Annotated in this window: 19 protein-coding genes; 15 read left to right on the top strand and 4 right to left on the bottom strand. The window is 68.1% G+C overall.

The genetic code is table 11. From position 1 onward, the window contains the following. The first annotated feature begins 41 nt into the window (after nucleotides 1–41). The 5 genes from A2G96_RS28540 (at nucleotide 42) to A2G96_RS28520 (ending at nucleotide 11,309) form a co-directional block, all read left to right on the top strand. Nucleotides 42–2,627, top strand: a complete 2,586-nt coding sequence (locus A2G96_RS28540) for a fimbria/pilus outer membrane usher protein (RefSeq protein WP_062803509.1) — start codon at nucleotides 42–44, stop codon at nucleotides 2,625–2,627. 182 nt (nucleotides 2,628–2,809) lie between these two features. Beyond that, the gene (locus A2G96_RS28535; protein WP_062803508.1) at nucleotides 2,810–6,262 is read left to right on the top strand and encodes an ATP-binding protein; all 3,453 of its coding nucleotides are present in this window, start codon (nucleotides 2,810–2,812) and stop codon (nucleotides 6,260–6,262) included. 133 nt (nucleotides 6,263–6,395) lie between these two features. Beyond that, a complete protein-coding gene (locus A2G96_RS28530) occupies nucleotides 6,396–7,040 on the top strand; it encodes a response regulator (RefSeq protein WP_062803507.1) in 645 nt (214 codons plus the stop codon). A 199-nt stretch (nucleotides 7,041–7,239) separates the two neighbouring features. Continuing rightward, nucleotides 7,240–7,941, top strand: coding sequence for a response regulator transcription factor (locus A2G96_RS28525; RefSeq protein WP_231909681.1), 702 nt, complete (start codon nucleotides 7,240–7,242; stop codon nucleotides 7,939–7,941). Nucleotides 7,942–8,000: 59 nt separating this feature from the next. Further along, complete coding sequence (locus A2G96_RS28520; protein ID WP_062803505.1) at nucleotides 8,001–11,309, top strand: hybrid sensor histidine kinase/response regulator; 3,309 nt, start codon at nucleotides 8,001–8,003, stop codon at nucleotides 11,307–11,309. 25 nt (nucleotides 11,310–11,334) lie between these two features. On the opposite strand, the gene A2G96_RS28515 is transcribed toward A2G96_RS28520, so the two are convergent. Beyond that, entirely contained in the window at nucleotides 11,335–12,249 is a 915-nt protein-coding gene (locus A2G96_RS28515; protein ID WP_062803504.1) for a LysR family transcriptional regulator, read from the bottom strand. 107 nt (nucleotides 12,250–12,356) lie between these two features. Here A2G96_RS28515 and A2G96_RS28510 point away from each other — a divergent pair, with 107 nt between their 5' ends. Further along, complete coding sequence (locus A2G96_RS28510) at nucleotides 12,357–13,529, top strand: pyridoxal-phosphate dependent enzyme (protein ID WP_062803503.1); 1,173 nt, start codon at nucleotides 12,357–12,359, stop codon at nucleotides 13,527–13,529. Nucleotides 13,530–13,554: 25 nt separating this feature from the next. Next, complete coding sequence (locus A2G96_RS28505; RefSeq protein WP_062803502.1) at nucleotides 13,555–14,523, top strand: tripartite tricarboxylate transporter substrate binding protein; 969 nt, start codon at nucleotides 13,555–13,557, stop codon at nucleotides 14,521–14,523. Nucleotides 14,524–14,526: 3 nt separating this feature from the next. Here A2G96_RS28505 and A2G96_RS28500 read toward each other — a convergent pair whose 3' ends face one another. Next, a complete protein-coding gene (locus A2G96_RS28500; protein ID WP_150124277.1) occupies nucleotides 14,527–14,817 on the bottom strand; it encodes a hypothetical protein in 291 nt (96 codons plus the stop codon). A gap of 174 nt (nucleotides 14,818–14,991) precedes the next feature. Here A2G96_RS28500 and A2G96_RS28495 point away from each other — a divergent pair, with 174 nt between their 5' ends. The 4 genes from A2G96_RS28495 (at nucleotide 14,992) to A2G96_RS28480 (ending at nucleotide 18,650) form a co-directional block, all read left to right on the top strand. After that, on the top strand, nucleotides 14,992–15,636 hold the full coding sequence (locus A2G96_RS28495; protein ID WP_062803500.1) for a DUF1326 domain-containing protein: 645 nt from the start codon (nucleotides 14,992–14,994) through the stop codon (nucleotides 15,634–15,636). A gap of 10 nt (nucleotides 15,637–15,646) precedes the next feature. Beyond that, on the top strand, nucleotides 15,647–16,438 hold the full coding sequence (locus A2G96_RS28490; protein ID WP_062803499.1) for a DUF2182 domain-containing protein: 792 nt from the start codon (nucleotides 15,647–15,649) through the stop codon (nucleotides 16,436–16,438). A gap of 122 nt (nucleotides 16,439–16,560) precedes the next feature. Beyond that, complete coding sequence (locus tag A2G96_RS28485) at nucleotides 16,561–18,156, top strand: MDR family MFS transporter (RefSeq protein ID WP_062803498.1); 1,596 nt, start codon at nucleotides 16,561–16,563, stop codon at nucleotides 18,154–18,156. 32 nt (nucleotides 18,157–18,188) lie between these two features. Further along, nucleotides 18,189–18,650 (top strand): MarR family winged helix-turn-helix transcriptional regulator, encoded by a 462-nt coding sequence (locus tag A2G96_RS28480; RefSeq protein WP_062803497.1) that lies wholly within the window; start codon nucleotides 18,189–18,191, stop codon nucleotides 18,648–18,650. Nucleotides 18,651–18,693: 43 nt separating this feature from the next. Here A2G96_RS28480 and A2G96_RS28475 read toward each other — a convergent pair whose 3' ends face one another. Further along, complete coding sequence (locus A2G96_RS28475) at nucleotides 18,694–19,359, bottom strand: response regulator (protein ID WP_062803496.1); 666 nt, start codon at nucleotides 19,357–19,359, stop codon at nucleotides 18,694–18,696. Between the two features lie 422 nt (nucleotides 19,360–19,781). Beyond that, on the bottom strand, nucleotides 19,782–20,741 hold the full coding sequence (locus A2G96_RS28470; RefSeq protein ID WP_062803495.1) for a LysR family transcriptional regulator: 960 nt from the start codon (nucleotides 20,739–20,741) through the stop codon (nucleotides 19,782–19,784). 801 nt (nucleotides 20,742–21,542) lie between these two features. Between A2G96_RS28470 and A2G96_RS28465 the strand changes: the two genes are divergently transcribed. From A2G96_RS28465 to A2G96_RS28450, 4 genes are all read left to right on the top strand, one after another. Continuing rightward, nucleotides 21,543–21,833 carry a transposase gene (locus A2G96_RS28465; protein WP_062803494.1) on the top strand — a complete coding sequence of 97 codons (291 nt, stop codon included), beginning with the start codon at nucleotides 21,543–21,545 and terminating at the stop codon, nucleotides 21,831–21,833. 66 nt (nucleotides 21,834–21,899) lie between these two features. Continuing rightward, the gene (locus A2G96_RS28460) at nucleotides 21,900–22,289 is read left to right on the top strand and encodes a hypothetical protein (protein ID WP_082819132.1); all 390 of its coding nucleotides are present in this window, start codon (nucleotides 21,900–21,902) and stop codon (nucleotides 22,287–22,289) included. Between the two features lie 51 nt (nucleotides 22,290–22,340). Continuing rightward, entirely contained in the window at nucleotides 22,341–23,687 is a 1,347-nt protein-coding gene (locus A2G96_RS28455; RefSeq protein WP_062803492.1) for a DUF3300 domain-containing protein, read from the top strand. A gap of 3 nt (nucleotides 23,688–23,690) precedes the next feature. Continuing rightward, nucleotides 23,691–24,569 (top strand): DUF2950 domain-containing protein, encoded by an 879-nt coding sequence (locus tag A2G96_RS28450; RefSeq protein WP_082819131.1) that lies wholly within the window; start codon nucleotides 23,691–23,693, stop codon nucleotides 24,567–24,569. Nucleotides 24,570–24,717: the final 148 nt, after the last annotated feature.

Here is a 24,717-nt window from a genome sequence, read left to right as displayed (position 1 = left end):
GCAAGTCTTGCCAGCGCAGTGCCAGTTATCCGGCATAAACCATGAAAACCCAGAAGACCTCGTCGTTCCCGTCGCGGCTGCGTCCGGCCAGCGCGGTGGTGTTGTCCTTGTTTGCCAGTGTGAATGCGTGGGGTGCGCCGGGCAGTGCCGGCGCCTCGACCATGCTCGCCGAAGTCGAGTTCAACGACACCTTCCTGCAGCAGCCGGGCGGGGTCCGCATCGACGTGAGCCGCTTCAACAAGGGCAACGTGGCCTTGCCGGGCACCTATCGCGCAGAACTCTATGTGAACGATGTCTGGCTGGGACGGGCCGAGGCAACGCTGCGCCAGGTCGGCGATGACGCCCGCAATGTGCAGCCCTGCTTCGACCGCGCCGGGATCGAGCGCATCGGCATCGACCTGTCGAAACTCTCGCCCGAGGCCTCGGCTAAGCTGGTGGCGGGCTACGTGGCACTGCCGGAGCTGGTGCCCGATGCCACCGCCAGCTTCGACAACGGCGAGCAGCGCCTGGACGTGTCGGTGCCGCAGATCGCCATGTCGCGCACGGCGCGCGGCTATGTCGATCCCAAGTACTGGGACGAGGGCGTGACCGCGGCGCGGCTGCAGTACAACGCCAACGTCTACCACTCGGATGCGGCCGGATTTTCGACCACGCAGAGCTACGTCGGGCTGAATGCCGGCTTCAACTTCGGCGGCTGGCGCTTCCGCCATGTCGGCAACCTGACCCATGGCGATTTCGGGGGCAGCCGCTACCAGAGCGTGCAGACCAGCCTGCAGCGCTCGCTGGCACCGATCCGCAGCCAGCTGGTGATCGGCGAGGCCTATACCGACGGCGCGCTGTTCGACAGCTTCGGGTTTCGCGGCGTGCAGATCGCCAGCGACGACCGCATGTATCCTGAATCGCAACGCGGCTATGCGCCGGTGGTGCGCGGCATTGCCAACAGCAATGCCCGGGTGCAGGTGCGCCAGAGCGGCAGCATCATCTACGAAACCACGGTCGCGCCCGGCGCGTTCGAGATCACCGACCTGTATCCGACCGGATACGGGGGCGACCTGGAACTGGTGATCACCGAAGCCGACGGCAGCGTGCGCACCTCGCGCCTGCCCTTTGCCGCGGCCGTCAACGCGCTGCGCCCGGGCATCACGCGCTACAGCCTTACCGTCGGGCAGTACCGTAATGTGTCGCTCAACAGCCGGCCGATGATGATGCAGGCCACGGTCCAGCACGGCATCAACAATATGGTGACCGGCTACGGCGGCTTTATCGTGGCGCAGGACTACACCGCGGTGATGGGCGGCGGCGCGCTGAACACGGACCTGGGCGCCTTCGGCGCCGATATCACGCAAGCCTGGACCACGCTGCAGGACGCGGGCAGCCGCGACGGCCAGAGCGTGCGGCTGTCGTACAGCAAGCTGGTGGCGCCGACCAACACCAACCTGACGCTGGCCGCGTACCGCTACTCCAGCAGCGGCTATCTCAGCATGGCCGATGCCATGGCGCTGCGCGACCTGGAACAGCGCGGCATGGCCGCGGGCATGTTCATGGGCGGGATCCAGCGTGGCCGGCTGCAGGTGACCATCAACCAGATGCTGCCGCAGGGCTACGGCTCGTTCTACCTGACCGGCTCCACGCAAAACTACTGGAACCGCAGCGGCAGCGACACCCAGTTCCAGGCCGGCTACAACAACAGCTACAAGCGCATCAACTACGGGATCTCGGCGTCGCGCCAGTTCAATATCAACGCCGGCAAATGGGATAACCGGGTGATGCTGACGGTAGGCATCCCGCTCGGCACCGGCCAGCACGCGCCGTACTCGATGACCAGCCTGTCGCACGACACCAGCGGCGGCACTTCGCTGCAGGAATCGGTGACCGGCACGCTCGGCGACGACAACGCCTTCACTTACGGCATCAACGCCGGCTACAGCGGCGGCGGCAACAGCGCCGACACCGCCACCGTCGGCGCCAACATCGGCTATGTGTCGCCCTTTGCCACCGTCACCGCCAGCGCCAGCAAGGGCCGCAACTACTCGCAGGCCGGTCTTGGCATCAGCGGCGGCATCGTCGCCTATGCCGGCGGCGTGGCGTTCACGCCGATGCCGGGCGATACCATGGCCATCATCGAGGCCGCGGACGCCGCCGGCGCGCGCGTGACCAATGGCAGCGGGCTGCGCGTGGATCCGTGGGGCCACGCCATCGTGCCGAGCCTGACGCCGTTCTCGACCAACCAGGTCGAGATCGATCCCAAGGGGCTGCCGATCAGCGTGGCGCTGAAGACCACGCAGCAGAACACGGCACCCACCGCCGGTGCCATCGTGAAGATGAAGTTCGAGACCGAGAACCCGGGGCGCGCCGCGATCCTGCGGGTGATGGGCCCGGATGGGGCGCCGCTGCCGTTCGGGGCCGAAGTCACCGACGCGCAGGGCCAGGCGGCCGGCACCGTGGGACAGGGCGGGCGCATCATCGTGCGCGGGCTGAAGCAGGACAGCGGCGAACTGCTGGTGAAGTGGGGCAGCGATGCGAAATCCTCGTGCGCGCTGCGTTATGCGCTGCCGCCGGAATCGGCGCGCCCGGCCAACCCGCTGGCGGTGCTCGACGCGGCGTGCGTGGCAGCGGCGGCGCGCTGACCCGCGACCACGACCTCGTCCATGGTGCCAGCCGTCGCGACACGGCGGCGTGACTGGGACAGCCGGGATGTTGATGCATAATCCATGGGCAGATCGCCGGCCGTCGGGCGCCGGTCGACGCCCGGTTCCCGAACAGCGTTACCGCGCAGCGCCGGGCAGGTTGCTGAGAAGGAGCTTCGCCAATGCCCAATTGGCTGTCTCGCGCAAACAGGCAGTTCCCCGGTCGCCTTCTCGCCGTGGTTGCCGCCTTGCTGATCGTGGTCATCAGCGGCTGCCTCGCCTTGTTTCTGCACAGCAGGTTCCAGCGCCTCGTATGGGAACAGGCGTGGGCCGCGCGCCAGCACTTTGGCGCGGTGATGGCGGCCAAGGCCACCCACGAGTACTTTATCCGGCGCATGGCCGAGATCACCGGGCCCGAGTACCGGCTGGTGCGCAGCGACCGGCCCGCGACCCAGCTGGAAGCGGCGCTGATGGCGGTGCCCGCGGGCAGTGCGCGCGCGGTCGACCTGCCCGGTCTGATCAATCCCGCGACGCTGATGCGCGGCGCGCCGGTGCCGGGCGCGGACCGGTCCGCGGCGGTGTCGCACATCATCCGCTTTGCCATGTTCGAGCGCGCGTACTGGGGCACGGCGCCGCAAGGCGTGCGCTCGGTGTTTCTGATGGCGGACGGCAGCGAGGCGCTGCTGACCCCCGCGCTGCCGGCGGCGCTGTCGCTGAGCGGGCCGCTGGTTGCCGATGCCGTCAGCAACTGGGCCAAGGCGCTGGCGCGCCGGTCGCGCGAGGCGCGCGCCTCAACGTCTCCCGGCACGTCTCCCGGCACGTCTCCCGGCACGTCTCCCGGCACGTCTCCCGGCACGCCGCCCGGCACGCCGCCCGGCACGCCGCTGTGGGCCGGCCCCTATCCGGGCCTGGCCGGGCAGGAGCCGATGCTGAGCTGCTTCCTCCCGGTTCGCACCGCCACGGGAACGCTGCTGGGCTACGCCGCGACCGCGATTCCGATCCGTGCGTTGATGGGTGATGTCAGCCTGCCGGGCGCAACCCAGGCGGCGCAGCGGGTATCGGGCAATCGTGCCGTGTTTTTCGATGAGCGCGGCAAGCTGCTGTTCCAGGGCCGCGATGCTGGCTGGCTGCACACGCAGGCCATGGGCCAACGGGTCGCGCGCGAGCTGGCTGCCGGCGAGCAGGACGCGGCCTACTGGTTCGAGCAAGGCAGCCTGATGATCGGCAGCATGGCGCGCGACCAGAGCTGGCGCGCGGCCTATGCCTACCCGCTGTCGCAAGCCCTGGCCGACCACGGGCTGGCGCTGGGGGTGGCGCTGCTGCTCTACGGCCTCGGCATCGCCGCGGTGCTGCAAGGCGCGCGCATGGTCCGGCGCCGGGTGCTGGTGCCGATGCGGCGCAACGCCGAACGCATCGAGGACAGCGAGCGCTTCAACCGCACCGTGATGCAGGCCGCGCCGGTGGGCCTGCGGGTGGTGCGCACCGCCGACGCGCATGTGCGCGCCGAGAACGCGCTGGCCGCGCAATGGCTGCCGCTCGATGCGCGCACGCAAGGCCGGCCCTGGCTGGATGCCATCCTGGCGCGGCGCGGCGAGACCCCGGTGCGGCTCGAGGTGCGGGTGCCGGCGGGCGCCGGCGGCGCGCGCGACGTGCTGGTGGTCGGCCGCCGTACCCGCTTCGAAGGCGAGGACGTGTTGCTGTGCGCGATCCATGACGTCACGGAAGAACGCGAGGCGCACCGCGAGCTCGCCCGCGCGCGCCAGCTTGCCGACGAGGCCAGCGCCGCCAAGCTGCGCTTCCTGGCCACCATGAGCCATGAGATCCGCACGCCGTTGTACGGCATGCTGGGCACGCTGGAACTGCTGTCGCTGACCAGCCTTGCGCACAGCCAGCGCGAGATGCTGTCGACCATCCAGTCGTCGTCGCAGGTGCTGCTGCAGATCCTGGACGACCTGCTCGACTACTCGCGCGCGGAAGCGGGCCAGATGCAGCTGGACAGCGTGCCGTTCGATCCGGTCGACCTGCTCGAGTCGACGGTGCGGGCGCATGCGCCGATCGCGCTGCAAAAGGGGATTGCGCTGTCGTGCTATCCGGAGCCGGGCCTGCCGTGCCTGGCCGGCGACCCGGTGCGCGTGCGCCAGATCATCGGCAACCTGATTGGCAATGCGCTGAAGTTTACTGCCGAAGGCCATGTCATCGTGCGCCTGGGCCGGGCGCCGCAGGCAGAGGTGGCCGCTGTCCCGGAGACTGCCGATGCGGCCGGCAGGATCACGATCCAGCTCGAGGTGGCGGATACCGGGCCGGGCATCGCGCCCGAGGTACAGGAGAAGCTGTTCGAGCCCTTCGTGCAGGCCGACCCGTCCACCGCCAGGCGCTATGGCGGCACGGGCCTGGGCTTGTCGATCTGCCGGCGCCTGGCCGCGCTGATGGATGGCAGCGTTTCCGTGCACAGCGAGCCTGGCAAGGGGAGCGTGTTCCGGGTCTTGCTGCGCTTGCCGCAGGCAGGGCCGCGCACGGCACTGGAGCCGGTGCTGCCGCCGGTGGCCGTGCTGACCGAGGACGACGAGATCCGCAACCATGCCATCGACACCCTGCGCGCGACGGGGTGCAAGGCGATCGCCTGCGAGGGGCCGGCGCCGGGACCCGGCATGGTGCTGTTCGTCGCTACCCGACGTATCGCGGCGATTCCGCCCGGCTATGCCGGCGTGGTGTTCGGGCGTGCCGATGGCCCGGCCGAACCGCAGCTGGTCGGCGGCAGCTGGCTGGTCAGCGCCTACCACCAGGCCGGCATCCTGCGCGCACTATGCCTGGCCGCCGGCATGACGCCGGCCAGCGCGCCGCCGATGGCGACCGCAGCCGATCCCGTGCCGCAGCTGGGCCTGGAAATCCTGGTGGTCGACGACCACCCCTACAACCGGCTGCTGATGCAGCAGCAGCTTGGCCGCCTTGGCTGCCGCGCCACGCTGGCGAGTGGCGGCGAGGAAGCGCTGGCGCTGTGGCAGCAGCGCAAGTTCGACCTGGTGCTCACCGACGTCCACATGCCCGGCATGGACGGTAACGAACTTTGCCGCAGGCTGCGCGCGCAAGGCGTGACCGTGCCGATCGTCGGGCTGACCGCCAGCATCGCGCAGGGCGAGGCCGAGCGCTGCCTGGAAGCCGGCATGGACCGCTACCTGTCCAAGCCCGTCCTGCTCGGCCCCCTGGCCGAGTGCCTGCGGGCGGTGCTGCCGGAGCATGCGCCGGGGCCGATGCCACCGGCCGCCGACGAAGCCGGGTTGGCCCGCATCCCCGACAGCGCCGCCAGCCTGGCGCTGCTGGCGCATACCATGCGCGAAGATTTCGCGGCGCTGTCCGCCGCCGCGCGCAGCGGGGAATGGAAGGCGATCCGCCACCACGCCCATCGGATGCGCGGCGCCATGGCGATGGCCGAAGACGGCGAGGAGATCGTGGCGTTGTGCCGGGAACTGGAACTGGATGTGGCACAGGCGCAGCAGGCCGTGCAGGCCCATGTCGACAATCTGGCCTTGTATCTTGCAGCGTACTTTGAGGAGCCCGATGCGTCGGCAAGCGCCCGGAACGACAGCCAGGACGGCAGTCAGGGGAACCATCCTGGTGATTGGCGGAGTACTATTTAAGGAATGTCTTAATTCGGGTTTTTCGGAATACTCCTAATATTCAAGTCAGCAAAGATGACCGGTACTGAAATACCGGCTCGGTTCCACGGCACGCCGCTGCGTGGCCACGGAGCCGAAGAATCAGGGGGTAAGAATGATCAAGATAATCATTGCCGATGACCACCCCGTCGTCCTGGACGGCATGAGTCGTGTGCTGGCGCTCGAAGTAGGCATGCAGGTCGTGGGCAGCGCGACCAATTCGACGCAACTGGTGGCGTTGCTCGAAAGCACCGACTGCGACGTCATCGTCACCGATTACTCCATGCCAGGCGGGCAGTTTGGCGACGGCCTGCCGATGCTGCAGATGCTGCGGCGCCGCTATCCCACCACGCGCATCGTGGTGATGACCATGCTCGATAATCCGGCGCTGATCCGCAATATCCAGAAGGTCGGCATTTCGGTGATCCTCAACAAGACCGATCCGGTCCAGGAACTGATTCCCGCGGTGCGTGCCGCGTTTAGCGGCCTGAGCTACCAGCCGGCCTCGGTGCGCGCCATCCTCGCCTCGGGCGGGCTCGATGAACTGTCGCGCCGCCCGATCCTGACGCGGCGTGAGCTCGAAGTGATCCGCCAATGCGCGGCCGGCGTGCCGGTCATCGAGATTGCGCGCCAGGCCAATCGCAGCAGCAAGACCATCAGCGCGCAAAAAAGCATTGCCATGAAAAAACTGGGCCTGGCAAACGATTATGAGCTTTACGAATATGCCCGCACCAACGGCCTGCTGGGTGGAGCGGGATAATCGCGGCCGCGTGAGCATTTGGGTTTAGGCTTCGCTTCTTCCGTTTCTCCTTCCCTCTCACATTTTCCCTGCCGATTTGCACCGGGCGCTGACCCGCGCCGTTATAGCGGGCCTGCACCCGACGCGCAGCCCCTCGGCAGCTGCTGATCAGAAAATACCGCGGACATTTCAGGCTTGGCTGATTTCGAAAGCCCGGCGCATGGCCCATGCTGAGACCGGGACAACGCTGGAGCGTAAAGCGGTCATGGAAAAAATCCGGGTGATCGTCGCGGACTCGCAACCTGTGGCGCGGCGGCTGTTGGGTCGGCGGCTCGCGGCCAACGCCTGCATCGAGGTGTCGGGCCTGGTTTCGGACGAACGCGGCCTGGTGCAGGCGCTGGGTCAGGGCGGTTGCGATGTGGTGGCGCTGCGGTTCCCGCTCGGCAAAGGCCACGAGACGCGTTCCGGCGGCTACGCGCGCCTGGGCGGGCGGCTGGCCTCGCTGGGGCGGCAACGCGTGGTCGCCATCGCCAACATCGCGGATCGCGCCGGCGTGCTGCAGCTGATCAAGGATGGCTGCCGCAATGTCGTGACCGCCCGCGACCACTCCGACGAGGTCGTGAAGGCGGTGCGGATGGCGCACCTGGATCTCGCCTCGGTTTCGGAGATCGCCTGCGACCTGATCTGGGGCCGGCGCTGCCGCGGCCTGGGCGATTACGACGACTGGGCCGAACTGCTCACCACCCGCGAAAGCGAAGTGCTGCGGCTCTACCTGTCCGGCCTGTCCGTGACCGAAATCGCGGTGCGCACCGGGCGCACCGTCAAGACCATCAGCACGCAGAAGCAGAGCGTCATGCGCAAGGTCGGCGCCGACAACGACGTCGAGCTTGCCGCCTTCGCCATCCAGCGCGGCATGTTGTGAGCAGCCCGCGCGCAACTCGCGCCCGCGCCCGGCGGTTCGACGTGAATACGAGGTAATCAATGAAAAGGCTGATGCCGGCCGACAGCAGCGCCGCATTGCCGTTGAGCATTCGCCAGATCCGCTATCTGGTTTATCTGTTCTCGGCCTGCGTGGTGGGGCTGACCGTATTGTCCTGGGGCGTGCTGCTCCATTACCGCCTGCGCGAGGCGATCGACCGGCAAGGCATGGTGCTGCGCGCACAATCCGAAGACCTGCAGTCGACGCTGCACCGGGCCGAAGCGCTGACCGTGCGCGCGCAGGGATCGCTGACGCGGCTGTCCGATATCGGCCTGGCCGACGATGTCGCGGCGGTCCGCGACACGCAGTGGACCGACCGCCTGCAGCGCCGCGGCGACCGGCCCTACATCGCGTTGCTGGTGCCACCCGCGAGCGCCGGCGTGCCGCGCAAACGGCTGAAGGAACTGGCCGAGGTGATGACGTTCACCTTCCGCCTCAACAACCTGCAATACCGCGAGGTGCAGAACGCCTACCTGATCGACCTGCAGGCCGACCAGCTGTACGTCATCCCGCGCCGGCTCGATCCGGCGCGCATGCTGTTGCAGCGCGACGACGCGCGCCAGGCCTTCCTGCGCGACACCCTGCAGCGGCTGCGCAGCGAGGCGCTGCTGGCGCGCCTGCTTGCCCATCCGGGCCAGGCGGTGATGCTGCCGCCGGCGCAGGACTGGATCAGCGGCATCCGCACGGTGACCTTTGCCACGCTGGTGCAGGACGGTGGCGAGCCGGCCGCGGTGCTCGCCATGGAGTTCCCGCTGTCACCGATGCTGCCCGACGGCCAGGCCGTGGATGGCGACTTCATGCTGGTGACCGATGCCGGCATGGTGCTGGGCCCCGGCGGCATGCCGGCCGGCCCGCTGGCGGCGCCCGTGGCCGCGGCGCTTGCGGCGGACGGCGCACGGCCGGGTACGGTGCGATCGTCGCTGGTGCGGCACGGGCTGCTGCAGCATGACGTGGTGCTGGAGTATCCGCTCGACGCCTGGGGCTGGCGCACCGTGGCCGTGGTCGAGCTCGGCCGCGTGTGGGGGCAGTTCCGGGACAACACCTTGTGGATGCTGGGGCTGACCAGCTCGGTGTCGTTGCTGATCTTCGCGTGGATCTGGCTGGTCGACCGGCGCATCATGCGCCCGGCGCAGCGCCAGTCCCAGCGCCTGCAGGAGAGCGATGCGCTGGGCCGCTTCGTGATCGAGGTGGCGGGGGTGGGGCTGATGATCGTCGAGCGCAGCACGCGCCAGGTACTGCGGTCCAATGCCGCGGCGCAGTCGCTGATCGACCAGGCTACGCCCGCCGGGCTGGCGCAGCTGCAGGACGCGTGCGAGGCCCGCCTGGCCAGCAGCGGTGCCAACGCCGAAGGACCGCCGCAGGTGCTGCCTTGCTTCGATGTCGACATGGCCTGCCGCAACGGCGAGACGCGCTACCTGGAAGTGCGCCTGGTGCAGATCACCTACGAAGTGCGCGCGGCACTGCTGTGCGCGCTCAACGACGTCACCGAGGCACGCCGCGGCGAAGCACGCCTGCGCGAGGCGATCCGCGCGGCCGACGCCGCCAACCGGGCCAAGTCCGCGTTCCTGGCCACCATGAGCCATGAAATCCGCACGCCGCTGAACGGCATGCTGGGCAGCATCGAACTGCTGAGCCTGACCCGGCTCGAGCCGCGCCAGCGCGACCAGCTGGCCGTGATGCAGCACGCCTCGCAATCGCTGATCGACATCATCAACGACGTGCTCGACTTCAGCAAGATCGAGGCCGGGCAGATGTCGCTGCAGCCGCGGCCGTGCCGGCTCGACGAGGTGGTCGAGGAAGTGACGCGGGGCTTTGCCGCCGAAGCCGCGCGCAAGCACCTGCGCCTGCTGTGCATCAACGATCCGTCGCTGTCCGAGCCGGTGATGGCCGACGTGGTCAAGCTGGAGCAGATCCTGAACAACCTGGTCAGCAACGCGGTCAAGTTCACCGAGCAGGGCAAGGTGATCGTCACGGCCAGGCGCCTGCGCTCTGCCCAGGGCGGCGGCGCCGAAGGCGTCGAGATCCGCGTGGTCGATACCGGCATCGGCATTGCGGCGCACGACCAGCGCCGCCTGTTCGAGCCGTTCGTGCAGGCCGAGCAGCCCGATACGCGCCACTATGGCGGCACCGGGCTGGGCTTGTCGATCTGCAGGCGGCTGGTCGAGCTGATGCGCGGCGAGATCCGCGTGGTCAGCGAGCCGGGCCTGGGCAGCTGCTTTATCGTGAGCCTGCCGCTGGCCAGCGCCGGCATCCCAGCGCCCGCGGAGCCCTGGCCGCAGGCCGCGTTGCGCGGGCTGACCGTCGGCCTGAACGTCACCTTGCAGGAGCTCTACCAGGGCGTCGAGCAGCTGCTGCGGTACTACGGCGCACGCGCGGTCAGGTTCGATCCCGGCGCGCCCCCGGTGACGCCGGTCGACGTGCTGGTCTGCGACGAAGAAGCATTGTCCCAATGCCCGGATGCCGATGTCGTGATTTCCGCGCTGGCGCCGATCGCACCGGACCTGACCCAGACCCCCGTGGTGGCCTCGCCTTACGCCTGGCAAGGCCTGGTCGCGGCCATCGCGGCCGCCGCGGGCGCGGAGGTTGAGGCGGTGCCCGCCTGCGCGCCGGCACGTGCCGAGGCGCCCGCTGCGCAGCTGGCCTTGCTGCTGGTGGAGGACCATCCCATCAACCAGGTGGTCATGCGCGAGCAGCTGGAAAGCCTGGGGCAATCGGTCGACCTGGCCGGCGACGGTCCCGAGGCGCTGTCGCTGGCGTCGGGCCGGCACTACGACCTGATCCTGACCGACCTGCAGATGCCCGGCATGGATGGCTTCACCTTGGCGCGGCGCCTGCGCGAGGCGGGACATGGCATGCCCATCGTCGCCATTACGGCCAGCGTGGGGCCCGATGTGGCCGAGCGCTGCCGGCACGCCGGCATCGATCGCTGCCTGACCAAGCCGGTCGGCCTGGCCACGCTGCGCGAGCTGCTCGAAGACTTCTCCGGCACCCGCGTGACCGCACGCACGGTGCCCGACCTGCACGCCGGCGGCGCCGTGCTGCATGCCGATGCGCTGCGCAGCGACCAGCGCGCGCTGGCCGAGGCGCTGCGCGCCGGCGATGCCGAAACCTTCGCCCAGCGCCTGCACGGGCTCGCCGGCGCGCTGTCGGTGATGGGCCATCCGGTGCAAAGCCAGGCCTGCCGCTGGCTGGAACAGACCGTGCGGCGCGCCGGGCTGGGCGCAGTCGGCGCCGACTGGCAAGCCATCGATGCCGAACTCGAGCAACTGGCGGAGCGGCTGGAGGCGCAGTGCGGCAGCCATGCCGCCTGAGGAAGTCGCCGCAGCCGTGTCCCCGTTACAGCAGACCGGCCAGGCGCTGGCGACACAGGCTGACGAACTGCTGTGCCGCGGTCGATTGTCCCAGGCCCGGATGGAAGGCCAGGATGGCGCGGAACCGAACCGGAGCGGTCAGCGGTACGCTACGCAGGCCGAGCGCCACATAGGTACGGGCGACCAGCGGATTGGTGATCGCCAGGCCGGCACCGGCCAGCGCCAGCGAGCATTGCGTATGGCTGTACGGGGTCGTTGTCACGAAGCGCGGCGCGATGCCGAGTTCGGCAAAGCACGCCTGCAGCCGGCGTTGGGCGGGGTCGGCGGCGTCTAGCCCGATCAGCGGTACGTCGGCGAGGTCCTCGATGCCGATCTTCGTGCGCGCCGCGAACGGATGCGTTGCCGGCGCGACGCAGACGGCGTGCACGGCGTAGAACTCGGAAGCGGTCAGTCCGCTGGTGTCCGCTTCATCGCCCATGAAGGCGATATCGAGTTCGCGTTGCAGCAAGCGCTCGCGCAGGCCGCGCGAGCTGTCGACCTCCAGCTGGCAACGCACGCGTGGATAGCTGTGGATGAAGTCCGCCACCGCCGCCGGCATTACGCTGGATGCCATGGCGTGCAACACCCCCACGCGCAGCACCGTATCCTCATGCGCGCGCAGTTGATCGATCCGGCGCTGCACGGCGTCGAGGCCGACATAGACCCGTTCGACTTCATCCATCAGGGACGCCGCCTCGGGCGTCGGCACCATGCGCCCCTTGCTGCGGTCGAACAGCCTCAGCCGCGCCGCCTTTTCCAGCTGCAGCACGATCTGGGTCACGGCGGGCTGGCTGATATGCAGCGCTTCGGCGGCACGGCGCGCCGAGCCCAGGCGCATGACCATGCGGAACACTTCGACCTGGCGGGCGCTGATACCTGAATCGTCGGCGGCTGTCTCCATCTCTACCCTATAAGTTTTACTTAAGTCGATCATCGGCACGCCTGCGCAATGGCGTCGTGGGCTGGCATAGACTCGAGCCACTTTCACTCCGGCCATCAGTCTTTACCATGCGCGCCAGCGGCAATCCGCCTCCGACCCAACCGCTCATCAACCCGGCCATGCAGGCGCTGCGATGCATCACCTGCCACGCGCGCTATCCGCTCGACGACATGCCGGAAGGCTGCCCGGCCTGCGCCGCCGCCGGCCAGCCAAGCAGCCTTGAAGCGGTCTACGACGCCCAGGCACTGGATTTTGCACCGAAAAGCGGAAGTTATACATGGGGCCACTGGCAGCCCTACCTGGACGGCGTGTCCCTGGGGGAGGGCGCCACGCCCTGCATTCCGGTGCCGGCGCTGGCGTTGCTGGCCGACGTGGCGTCGGTCTGGATCAAGAACGAAGGCGCGAACCCGACCGGCTCGCACAAGGACCGCATGTCGGCGCAGGCCGTCAGCCGGGCCCTCGATACCGGCGCGCGCGAGGTGGTGCTGGCATCCAGCGGCAACGCCGCGGTTTCGGCGGCGGCCTATTGCGCCGCCGCGGGGCTGGACTGCGAAGTCGCGACCTACCAGGCGCTGCCCGCCGTGTTCGACGCGGCGTTACGCCATTACGGCGCACGGCGCGTCGTTTGCGATAACGGCCATGCGCGCTGGGCGCATGTGCGCCGGCGCGTCCGGGACGACGGCGCCTTCGCGCTGACCAACTACAGCGTGCCCGCGGTGGGCAGTCCGGTATTCGGCGTGGAAGGCTACCGGGCCGTTGCGCTGGAATGGGTGGCGCAAGGGTGCCGGCCCGACCATGTGATCGTGCCGACCGCGCGCGGCGACCTGCTGTGGGGCATCTACAGCGCACTGCGGGACCTGGTTGCGCTGGGGCACCTGCCGAAGCTGCCGCGCCTGTGGGCGGTCGAGCCGTTTCCACGGCTGTCGCGGGTGCTGGCGGGCGCGTCGCAGCAGGCCGACTTCGCCGGCACGACGCTTCAGTTCTCCACCGCCGGCTCCACCGTGACCGCCCAGCAGGTCCTTGCCGTCAGGCGCTCGGGCGGCGGTGCGGTGGTGGTCGACGACGCGGCGGCACGCAACGGCACCCGCCATCTTTCAGCCGCGGGATTCTGGGTCGAACTGTGCGCCGGCGCGGGCCTTGCCGCGGCACAGGCGCTACGCGCCGACGGGCGCATCGACCGGACCGAAGCCGTGATGCTGATGCTGACCGCGCGCGGCGACCGCGATCCGGGCCAGGCATAAATTCAAACACCTTGGGGAGACACTCATGAAGCTGCGTTACCTGCTGACTGCCATCACCTGCTGCCTCGCGGCGCATATGCCGGCGGCGCTGGCGGCCTATCCGGAAAAGTCGATCCGCCTGATCGTGCCCTGGGCCGCCGGCGGCAGTACCGATGCGCTGGCGCGTGCGGTGGCGCAGCGCATGAGCGAATCGATGGGCCAGCCGGTGGTAGTCGACAACCGCGCCGGCGCCTCCGGCCGCATCGGCGCCGACACGCTGGCCAAGTCCGCGCCGGACGGCTACACGCTGGGCGTGATCGAACTGGCGCACACCGTTGCGCCGTCGGTATTCCGCCAGATGCCCTACGACGTGTTGCGCGACTTCACGCCGGTCTCGCTGCTGGGCGAGGCGCCGCTGGTGCTGTTCGCGGACAGCACGCAGTACCGCGCCGGAGAGATCCAGCGCTTCCTGGCGGATTCGCGCAAGGCGGGAACGCCGCTGCAGCTTGCCACCAGCGGCAACGGCTCGATCAGCCACCTGGCCGCCAAGATGCTGGAAAGCCAGGCCGGCATCCCGGTCGACCCGGTGCCGTACCGGGGCTCGGCGCCGGCGCTGACCGATGTCTCCGCACAACTGGTCAAGGGGCATTTCGCCACGCTGGCAAGCGGCAGCAGCCTGCTTGGCGGCAACAAGATCTCGGCGCTGATGGTGACCGGCCCGGCGCGCGCGGCCGCGCTGCCCGGCGTGCCGACTGCCGCCGAGGCCAGGTTGCCCGGCATGCAGGTCAGCCAGTGGTGGGCCCTGGTCGCGCCGGCGCGGACACCGACGGCGGTGGTGAACCGGCTTGCCGACGAAGTCCGCGCGGCGCTGGCGAGCCCGCAGACCAAGGCGCGGCTGGACAGCCAGGGCATCGACCTGAAGGCGTCGACGCCCGCCCAACTCGGTGACCGGCTGCGCGCGGAGGTAGAGCGCTGGGGGAGTCTAGTGAAGCAATCCGGAATCCAGCCAGAATAGTGTCTACGTCCAGTCCGTCCGGCTCAGGCGATAGATGCGCACGCTGTGGATCGCCAGCGCAAGCGGGAACAGCATCAGCGCTGCCACGGCAACGAACCAGACGAAATCGGCGACGATGGTTGGCCGGATCTGTTCCAGGTACTCCGCCGAAGCGCCGCCTGCCGCCGAAGCGGCGATATAGAGCCCGACCACCAGCAGCCCGGGCGCACCGGCCAGCCAGGCGCAAACGCACAGCAATACCAGGATCCAGCACAATTTGTACCACCACAGGCACTTCCGCATCGGTGCAGGCATGGCGACCTCCGTTTGCGGGGATGGTACATCACCACGCTATGGAAAGCCGAGCGCACATGCTGGCGCAGATCGCGCCTTGACTTCGCCCTGCTGCACACTAGATTCAAGCCAGACTGCCCATCGTGCGGGGACGATAAGCAGGCGCTCTAGACGTCAAGCGCAAGGAGGACTGCCATGACCCCCTGGGAAATCCAAGGCACCGAGCTGATCAACTGCAATTGCTCCTACGGTTGCCCCTGCCAATTCAACGCACTGCCAACCAGGGGCTTCTGCGAAGCCATGGGCGCGATCTCGATCCACGATGGCTACTACGGCGACGTGCGGCTCGACGGCCTCAACATCGCGGTGGTGTTCCAGTGGCCCGGCCCGATCCACGAAGGGAGGGGCAAGTGCCAGCCGATCGTCGATGAACGGGCTACCCCGGACCAGCGCGAAGCCGTGCTGAAGATCATGACAGGGCAGGACACCGAGCCGTTCGCGACCATGTTCGCGGTATTCGCGTCGACGCTCGAGCAAGCCTTCGATCCGATCTTCACGAAGATCGATTTCGACGTCGATGTCGATGCCCGCCGCGGCCGGATCCATGTCGAAGGCGTGTTCGACACCGTCGGCGAACCGATCCGCAACCCGGTGACGGGCGCCGAACATCGTGCCCGGATCGAGCTACCGCACGGCTTCGAGTACGAGCTTGCCGAGATCGGCTCGGGCACCAGCCGCTCGCAAGGCAATATCGCAGTGGACCTAAACGGCACCTACGCGCAATTCGCACGATTGCACATGAATAACAAGGGACTGATCCGGCATCGCACTACGGCATGAGCAGTTTCGGATGATCAGTCTTGAATACGTCCTCGTACGCGAGCGCGCCATCACGTCGCTCGCCATCGTTGCCATTGTCGCGTTGTCGTGGGGTTATCTGTGGACGGGGGCGGGCACCGGCATGTCTGCGCTCGACATGACGGCAGTCACGCTTTTCCCGCATCGGCTGGCGGGTGGCATGGGTGGCATGGATACGCCGTTGTCCACCGTCATCCTGATGTGGTGGGTGATGATGATCGCGATGATGACGCCCAGCGCGGCGCCGGTCGTCTTGCTGTATCGGCGGGTATTGCGGCATCACGATGCTTCCGTGGGCGGGTCTGCTGCCGCGTCGATGCTTCTGCTGGCCGGTTACCTCACCGCATGGCTCGCGTTCGCCATCGGCGCGGCATCGCTGCAGCTGGCGCTGCAACCGACCGGCCTCATTTCAGCAATGATGCTGTGGTCGAAGAGCGCTCTGCTTTCCGCAACCGTGCTGCTCGCGGCGGGCGTCTACCAGTTTTTGCCGCTCAAGCGAGCCTGCCTGGCGCAGTGCCGCGCGCCGGCAGCGTTCCTCGTGGCGCACTGGCGTCCCGGCGCTGCCGGCAGCTTCGTGCTCGGACTGCGCCACGGCGCTTACTGCGTCGGCTGCTGCTGGGTGCTGATGGCGCTGCTGTTCGTCGGCGGCATCATGAACGTCGTGTGGATCGCCGCGTTGTCCCTGGTGGTCTTTGTTGAAAAAGTCCTGCCTGGCGGCGAGCGCGCGGGCCGTGTGCTGGGTGTCGTGCTGATCGTCTGGGCGGGCGCCACCTTGTTGGTGTAGTGGGGCCTCTGCGAGCTTATTGCGGCGCTCGCCGGCATGACGACCGAGCCTGAGACAGCAGAGCAAGGCCGCGCAAGTTGCCCTATAATTCTTGACAATGCAACGATTGATCGAGCAATAAAATGACCTCCGAACCACATAGTCCCCAGCCCGCCGGCCAGGTGCTGCCGTTTCGCGAATCGTTGCTGGCCATGCTGGGGGTGGCGTTCGTGGTGATGCTGGTGGCGCTGGACCAGACGGTGGTCGGCACGGCGCTGCCCACGGTGGTGGCGGAGCTGCAGGGGTTCGAATACTACGCGTGGGTGGCCACGGCCTACCTGCTCACCTCGGTGATCACCGTGCCGGTGTTCGGCCGGCTGGGTGACTACTACGGACGCAAGCCGTTCGTGCTGGCGTCGATCGTGGTGTTCTCGGTGGCCTCGGCCCTGTGCGGCATGGCGCCGAACATGCCGTTCCTGGTGGCGGCGCGCGCGCTGCAGGGCATCGGCGGCGGCATGCTGGTCGGTACGGCGTTTGCCTGCATCGCCGACCTGTTTCCGGATTCGCACGTGCGGCTGCGCTGGCAGGTGATGCTGAGCGCGGCGTTCGGCATTGCCAATGCGGTCGGACCGTCGCTCGGCGGCCTGCTGACGGAGTGGTATGGCTGGCGCGCGGTGTTCTACGTCAACCTGCCGGTGGGCGTGCTCGGGCTGTGGTTTGCGTGGCGCTACCTGCCGCACCTGCGCCAGCAGGCGCATCGCGGGCCGATCCGCGTGGACTGGCTGGGGGCGCTGCTGATCGCGGCGGGGCTTGGCAGTCTGCAGATGAGCGTGGAATTGTTGCCGGCGCGCGGCCTCGACGCCTATACCGCGGGCCTGCTCGTGCTGGCGGCGGTGGCGCTGGTGGCACTGTGGCAGTGGGAGCGGCGCTGCGCCAATCCGATCCTGCCCGTCGAGATGTTCCGCGATCCGGGGCTGGCGCCGCTGTTCAGGCTCTCGGTGTTCGCCGGTTTCACCATGTTTGCGCTGCTGCTGTATGCGCCGCTGCTGTTCCAGGGCGGCTTCGGCTACTCGCCGAAGGAGGCCGGGGTATTGATCACGCCGCTGGTGGTCTGCATCACCATCGGCAGCATCCTGAACGGCCGCATCGTGACGCGCATCCGCCGGCCGAACACCATGCTCTATGCCGGCTTCGGCATGCTGGCGCTGTCATGCCTGGGGCTGTCGCAGGCCACGCGCGGCATGCCGCATGGCGTGCTGATGGTCATCATGCTGATCGGCGGCCTGGGTCTTGGCTTTATCATGCCGAACCTGACGGTGTTCGCGCAGCAGACCGCGGGGCGCGAGCACCTTGGCATCGCCACGGCCATGCTGCAGTCGCTGCGCATGGTGGGCGGCATGGTCGGCACCGCGATCGTGGGCACGCTGGTGACGCGCAGCTATACCGGCGGCGTTGAACAGGCGCTGTCCGGCGCCAATGCGACCCAGTGGGTGTCGCGCATGGCGGACCCGCAGGTGCTGATCGACAAGGCGTCGCAGCTGGCGCTGCTCGGCCAGCTGGAGCAGGCCGGGCACAATGGCGCATTGCTGCTGGAGCAGGCGCGCGTGTCGCTGGTGGGGTCTATCCATCTCGGCCTGGTGGTGGCGGGCGCGGCGGCCGCGCTGGGCGTGTGGTGCGCGCGCCAGGTGCCGTCGATCAAGCTGACCCGCAGCCCCGCGCCGGCGATGGCGGCGGAGTGAAGCCCGGCGGCAACTTACCCTGAGGAGAATGGATGGAACTGGAGCGACAGAGCGTGGCCGTATTGCAGCAGTTCGGCCGAACCTACCGCGCCTATGCGGGGGCGTTCGAGCAGCGCATGGGACTGCCCTTGCCGCGCTGGCGCATCCTGCATGCGCTGCATCACCAGGAGGGCGCCATCGGCCAGAAGGCGCTGGCCGACCTCGTCGTCATGGACCCCGGTGCGCTGACGCGCCAGCTCAAGGCGATGCAGGAACTTGGCTGGGTCGAGCGCACCACGTCCGAGCGCGACAACCGCGTGACCCATGTCACGCTGTCGCCGGCCGGACGCGAGGTAGTGGCACGCGCCATGCCGCTGCGCTCCGCCTTTCTCGAGGACGTGCTGTCCGAGGTCTCGCCCACCACCATGCGCGAACTGTCGCGCGGCCTGGCGCGCCTGGAGGCGGGAATCGCCCACGCACAGGCCCGCGCGGCGGAGCAGGCCGACGCGGCCTGATGTCGGGGCAGCGTTGCGCTCAGCCGCTCAGCCGCTCAGCCGCTCAGCCGCTCAGCAGCAGCCCGTTGAGCGCGGCAAACTCGAACAGCTCGCGGTCGTTGGTGACGCCGAGCTTCTGCATGGCGCAGTTCTTCTGCCGGCTGATGGTCTTGACGCTGCGGCACAGCTGGATTGCGATCTCGCTGACCGAGCGCCCGGTCAGGTATAGCCGCAGGACTTCCATTTCACGCCGCGACAGGCGTTCCGCGCCAGCCCGGCCCGCGCCCACCAGGCTGCCGGGGTCAGCCTGCGACAGTACTTCCATGGCCGACTTGCCGATGTAATGAAAACCGCGCTGGATGCGGTACACCACCGTGACCAGTTCGGTCAGCGGGGCGTCCTTCAGCACCAGTCCGTGCACCTGGGTGTCGAGGATCGAGCGCAGCACCAGCGGGTTGGTGATCATGGTCAGCACGATCACCGCCAGCGACGGATACCGCCGCCGCAGGCTTGCCAGCAGCCGCAGTCCGTCGCTGTTGCGTTCGCCTTGCGCGGGCATGTGGTAGTCCGTGATGACGACATCGGGGCGCAGGCTGTCGATGCTGTTGAGCAGCGCCATCGCGCTGGTCACGCTGCCGCAGACTTCCCAGCCGGTCTGGGTATGCAATCGGTCGGCGACGGCCGCCGCGACCAGCGGGTGGTCGTCGGCAAGCAGGATCCTCAATGCCATCAGGTTGCTCCTCGGTTCTGGTTCACGCGGCGCAGCCTTTGGCAACGTCAAGAAAACGCCGCACGCCTGGGCGACGTGCGGCGCAAAAATGACGCCAGACTTGGAGGCGCCGGACAACTGCTCGCATGACCGCCGGTCCGGGCCAGACGGGAGATGACCGGACTGCGGCAATGCCATGGCAGCATAGCGGCGAGTGCGTGCGGCGGAACTAGGAGGATTCGTAAATCGCGCGCCGAAAAGATCCTTGCGCCTTCCAGCGCGCGCGCGCGTGTAGCGCGGGCGGTCAGTCCAGAAAACTCATCTCGGCAATCGGATAAGCGACATGGCTGTCGCCGATCCGTGACAACGGCCGGTGATAACAAAGAGCGCTGCCGCCTTGCGGCGAGCAGCGCTCGTTGGCACGCGGGTGATTGCGTCTTGCTTCAGGTCGTCGCGGCCTCGGCCGGGACTGCGGGACGCCCGTTGCGGCGCCCGTCGATGGCCTTGAGCGGGTCGCGCAGCACCGCGCTGCCGACTTCCATGACATCGCGCAGCACGCCCTGGTCGCGGCTGCGCTCCGGCCCCCAGAAATGCAGCGCGGCCCATTCGGGGAAGCTGCTTGGCGGTGCCAGCAGCCGGGTCTTGCGCTCGCGCGTGACCAGCGGCACGTTGAAATCCAGCACCGGGCAGATACCGCCGGCGGAATGCAGCAGCGTGATCTGCGTATGCCAGGACGGCACCACCGTCTCGCGATGCCCGGGCGTGCTGGCCTGCCGGCTCAGGAACGCTCGCAGCGGGCTGCCGGCCTCGCTGTCTTCCTGCAACAGGATCCACGCGCTCTCGCTTTCATCCGGGCTGCCGCCGCGCGTGGCGCTGACCAGCCGGCGCGGCGTGGCCATGATGTTGTGCTGGCGCACGCGTTCGGGATCATGGCCGCTGTCGACGACGAAGGCGCAGTCGAGTTCGCCATCACCCAGTTGCCCGGCGAGGGCGGCGTCGGCAATCACCGGGCGCGTGACAAAGCTGTCTTGCGGAAACTGCTCGCACAGCGCGGTCAGGATTTCGGTGATGACGGGATCGCCGATCGATGAGGAAAAGCCGATGGAAACGCGCCTGCCGCCTTCGCGGCGTTTGCTCAGGCCCGGTTCGCCGGGCCGTACCAGGTGGTTCCACTTGGCCAGGATCTGGCGCGCCGTCTGTTCCAGGCGCAGCGCGTGCGGCGTGGGCTCGAGCATGCCGTTGCGCTTGACGAACAGCGGGTCGCCGGTGATCTCGCGCAAGCGCGCCAGGCTGTACGCCACCGTGGGCACGCGTCCCTGGGTGCAAGCCGCAACCGCGCTCAGGTCACGGTACTCCATGACCAGGACAAAGACATGCAATAACTTTGTGCTGACATGACGCATTCCGACTTCTCCCGATACATGACTTCGCGTTCTTCGTTGTCGGCCTGATGCAAACAGCGATGCGCCAGTGATGGCGCGCATGAAACCAGGGCGCATCGCGGCGCATTCGCCACGGTTGCTCGCGGATCGGTGCCACGCCATGTGAGCCCGTGGGCCAGCATGAGGTCCCGCGCCGAGGGCTCTTGCAGGATGTTTCACTGCACGCGTGACACGCCAGTGCCCACAGTGGCAGGGTCCACAGTGTAGCTACGCTTCGATTCACTAAATCCCGCGCATGCCGACGGCCGGGATGGGTACCGGCATGCAGGGCGATATCTGGGTGGTGCGCTACCGGACCGCGCTTCTGCCGGCACCGCATGGGCGTCGTGCGAACGCGTGTGAAATTTAGTTATGCCGGGGAATCTTAATACATGCTTAGAGAAAGTCCTAGAAACTTGAATTGATGACAGACCTGTCAATTCTTTTTTGACGCTCTTGTATCGCTGCGCAGACATGGCTTGGCATCAGTGTTTGCGGGCCGGGCTGGCGTCAAATGCCGGTACGGGAAACGGTATTCCATCCCCCGCTTGGGTGACCTTTGCATGCAATCAGTTCATGCAATTTCCAAATTGGAATAACGAAATTTGGTGACGCCTGCCAAGCGGTAGTACCGGTGCGTCGCGATAATTTTCTTAACTCGCACTGCGAAGACACTGAATTGCCTTTTGCGGCGGGGCTGGGCTAACTTACGGCGAGAGTCGGCACGGTTGGCGTCGCGGCTGTGCGACGCCTGGGCCCCCGCCGTTGCGAAGCGGAGAGATCGTGAATAGACGCTATTCGGAAGAACAGATCCGCGGTTATCTCGCCGAGGCGGCCAGCGGCGTGCCGGTGCGCGAGTTGTGCGCGCGCTATGGCTTCAGCGATGCATCGTTCTACGGATGGCGCAGCCGCTACGGCCAGCCAGGCAACGGCGAGGCGCGCGATGGTCGCAAGCTGCGCGAACTGCAGGAAGAGAATGCCAGGCTGAAGAGTATGCTTGCGGATGCGCTGCTCAAGCTTGAGTTGATGCGCAACCGTACCGGCCGCCGCGGCGGCAACAGCAAGGACCGCTAGCGACGGACGGTTCCCGCAACATGCCCACGGCGAGACCTTGCCGTGGTTGGCTCTGGAGTCATGGGTTTGATGAAGTTTCTGTTCAAGGCGGGCGTGCTGGCATGCGCCGCCATGGTGGCTGCGCCGTTGTGCGCGGCCGGGAATGCCAGCGCGGCCGCGGCTGCTTCTGCTTCTGCTGCTGCTACGCCGATGGTCGCGCCGCCACCGCCGCGGATGCTGGACGAGGCCACCGCGGTGGTGGAAGGGCCTGGCGGCACGCTGTCGGCATCGCAGCGGCAGCACTGCCAGGACTTGCTTGACCAGATCAACGCACTGCCTGGCGGGCCGCAGTGGTCTGCCGGCAAGGGTTCGGTCACCACGGCTGACGGGCGCAGCTACCCGACACTGGAACGCCAGGCGGATCGCAAGCGCCTGGAAGAAGCGTATCGCCAGCAGTGCGCGCAGGAGCGCCGCTGAGCGGAGCCCTGCGGCGGCCGGCTGTCACTTGCGGACTTGTGGAGCGTCAACATGCATCGTCTTCAACGGCTTTTCGCATGGTGCCTGGCACTGATGCTGATGGCGCCCCTGCAGCCGGCGCTGGCGCAAACCACGCTGAGCCAGGCCCAGCTGGACCAGCTCACCGCGCCGGTGGCGCTGTATCCCGATGCGCTGCTGTCACAGGTGCTGATGGCCGCCACCTATCCGGCCGACGTGGCCGCGGCGGCGCAATGGTCCAAGGCCAATCCCAGCCTGTCGGGCGACGCTGCAACCAAGGCCGTGGCCGGCCAGAACTGGGACCCCAGCGTGCAATCGCTGGCCGCCTTCCCGTCGGTGCTCGACATGATGGGACGCCAGCCGCAGTGGGTGCAGTCGATCGGCGATGCCTTCCTGGCGCAGCCCAATGACGTGATGGACTCGGTGCAGCGCTTGCGCTTGCAGGCGCAGAAGGCGGGCACGCTCAAGACTACCGAACAGCAGAAGGTGGTGACGCAGAGCACCGGCGGCACCACCATCGTGCAGATCGAGCCCGCCAATCCGCAGGTGGTCTACGTGCCGACCTATAACCCGACCACGGTCTACGGCACCTGGCCGTATCCGGCTTATCCGCCGGCGTATTATCCGCCGCCGCCCGGCTCGGTGTTCGCCACGGCACTGGTGTCGGGCATCGGCTTCGGGCTGGGTGTGGCCGCGGTCGATGCGATGTGGGGCGGATTCGACTGGCACGACCACGATGTCAACATCAACGTGAATCGCTACAACAACATCAATGTCAACCAGCGCCTGGACGTGAACCGTGCCAACGTGAACTGGCAGCACAACCCGGCCCGGCGCGGCAACGTGCCTTACAACAACGCGGCGGTGCGCGGCCGCTATGACCAGCAGCGCCAGGCCGGCCTGGCCAATCGCCAGGCGGGCGCGCAAGCGGGCCAGCGCATCGGCGGTGCCGGCGCCGTGCAGCGTGAGCCGTCGGCGCGCGACCAGGCGCGCGATCGCGCCGCGCGCTCGTTCGAAGGCCGTACCGGTCAGGCCATTCCTGGCCATGCCGGCGGCGTGGCTGGCCGCACCGAAGGCGCGCGGCCGGGCGCGGCCGGTGCCGGCACGCGCAATCCGCGTCCTGCCGGTGCCGAGCACCAGCGCGCCGACCAGGCCGCGGCGCGCGATCGGGCACGCAATGCCAATCGCGACAGCGCACTGCGCGACGCCGGCAACGGCGACCGCATGCGCCAGCAGACGCAGCGCGCCGGTTTGTCGCAGCGCCAGGCAGCGCCGGTGCGGCAGGCCGGGTTCAGCCAGGGCGGCATGCGTCACGGCGGCGCGCCGGCAGGCGGAGGCAGGCGTGGCGGCGGCGAACATTTTGGCCATGGCCGGAGGTAATGCATGATGCGCAAGACCGGTACCCTGATCTCCAGCGTCGCCTTCGTCCGCGGTGCGCGCGCGCTGCCCGTCGCGGCCGCGGCCCTGGCCCTGTCGCTGGCCGTTCCCGTCGCGGCCCAGCAGGTCTACCCGAGCCCCGAAGCAGCGGCCGATGCGCTCGGCGACGCCATCGCGCGCAGCGATGGCGACGCACTGCGGCGCGTGCTGGGCAAGCAATACCAGTTGCTGGTGCCGCAGGGCTCGATCGACCAGGACGACGTCTATGACTTCCTGGGCGCCTGGGCGCGCCACCATGCCGTGCAGCCCGAAGGCGATAACCGCGCACGCATTGCAGTGGGAGAGAGCGGGTGGACCTTCCCCGTACCGCTGGCCCGGCAGAAGGGCGGCTGGCAGTTCGACCTGCCTGCCGGCCAGCAGGAAGTGCGCCGCCGCCGCCTTGGTCGCAACGAACTGGTCACCATGGAGACCTTGCTGCAACTGGCCGACGCCCAGCAGCGCTATGCCGAACAAGTGGGCCAGGGCCGCTACGCCAGGCGGCTGATCAGCACGCCCGGCAAGACCGACGGCCTCTACTGGCCCGCGGCCAGCGAACAGGACGCCAGCCCGCTCGGTCCCGATGCACTGGCGATGAGTCCCGAAACGCCTGCCGCCGAAGCGTTCTACGGCTATCACTACCGCATCCTGCCGGCCGCACAAGGCAGCGACGGCGGCTACGGCCTGGTCGCGTGGCCGGCGCGCTACGGCGATACCGGCGTCCACACCTTCCTGCTCGGCAGCGACCGTGTGTTCTACGAACGGGATCTGGGGCCCGGTACGGCATCCCGCGCCCGGGCCATGCGCAGCTTCTCGCCCGAGGGCTGGAAGCGGGTGGCGGATCGCTGACATCTGTATTGCATGCCCGGCGGCGATGGGTCGCCGGGGTCCTCTGCACTGTCAAGGCTTCGTTTCGTTTTTCCGACGCGGACTCGACCATGGCGGGTACGCGGCTCATGCCTGTGGTATGCTGCAACGCAACAATAAAGGCATAGGG

The sequence above is a fragment of the Cupriavidus nantongensis genome (assembly GCF_001598055.1).
Lineage (GTDB): Bacteria > Pseudomonadota > Gammaproteobacteria > Burkholderiales > Burkholderiaceae > Cupriavidus > Cupriavidus nantongensis.
This window is presented reverse-complemented; position numbering and strand designations above follow the sequence as displayed.

Coding starts and splice junctions, on each gene's coding strand:
- A2G96_RS28535 (WP_062803508.1), top strand. CDS start 2,810: ATGCCCAATTGGCTGTCTCGCGCAAACAGGCAGTTCCCCGGTCGCCTT.
- A2G96_RS28500 (WP_150124277.1), bottom strand. CDS start 14,817: ATGCCTGCACCGATGCGGAAGTGCCTGTGGTGGTACAAATTGTGCTGG.
- A2G96_RS28475 (WP_062803496.1), bottom strand. CDS start 19,359: ATGGCATTGAGGATCCTGCTTGCCGACGACCACCCGCTGGTCGCGGCG.
- A2G96_RS28540 (WP_062803509.1), top strand. CDS start 42: ATGAAAACCCAGAAGACCTCGTCGTTCCCGTCGCGGCTGCGTCCGGCC.
- A2G96_RS28450 (WP_082819131.1), top strand. CDS start 23,691: ATGATGCGCAAGACCGGTACCCTGATCTCCAGCGTCGCCTTCGTCCGC.
- A2G96_RS28505 (WP_062803502.1), top strand. CDS start 13,555: ATGAAGCTGCGTTACCTGCTGACTGCCATCACCTGCTGCCTCGCGGCG.
- A2G96_RS28495 (WP_062803500.1), top strand. CDS start 14,992: ATGACCCCCTGGGAAATCCAAGGCACCGAGCTGATCAACTGCAATTGC.
- A2G96_RS28485 (WP_062803498.1), top strand. CDS start 16,561: ATGACCTCCGAACCACATAGTCCCCAGCCCGCCGGCCAGGTGCTGCCG.
- A2G96_RS28520 (WP_062803505.1), top strand. CDS start 8,001: ATGAAAAGGCTGATGCCGGCCGACAGCAGCGCCGCATTGCCGTTGAGC.
- A2G96_RS28525 (WP_231909681.1), top strand. CDS start 7,240: ATGGCCCATGCTGAGACCGGGACAACGCTGGAGCGTAAAGCGGTCATG.
- A2G96_RS28470 (WP_062803495.1), bottom strand. CDS start 20,741: ATGCGTCATGTCAGCACAAAGTTATTGCATGTCTTTGTCCTGGTCATG.
- A2G96_RS28480 (WP_062803497.1), top strand. CDS start 18,189: ATGGAACTGGAGCGACAGAGCGTGGCCGTATTGCAGCAGTTCGGCCGA.
- A2G96_RS28490 (WP_062803499.1), top strand. CDS start 15,647: ATGATCAGTCTTGAATACGTCCTCGTACGCGAGCGCGCCATCACGTCG.
- A2G96_RS28515 (WP_062803504.1), bottom strand. CDS start 12,249: ATGGAGACAGCCGCCGACGATTCAGGTATCAGCGCCCGCCAGGTCGAA.
- A2G96_RS28455 (WP_062803492.1), top strand. CDS start 22,341: ATGCATCGTCTTCAACGGCTTTTCGCATGGTGCCTGGCACTGATGCTG.
- A2G96_RS28530 (WP_062803507.1), top strand. CDS start 6,396: ATGATCAAGATAATCATTGCCGATGACCACCCCGTCGTCCTGGACGGC.
- A2G96_RS28510 (WP_062803503.1), top strand. CDS start 12,357: ATGCGCGCCAGCGGCAATCCGCCTCCGACCCAACCGCTCATCAACCCG.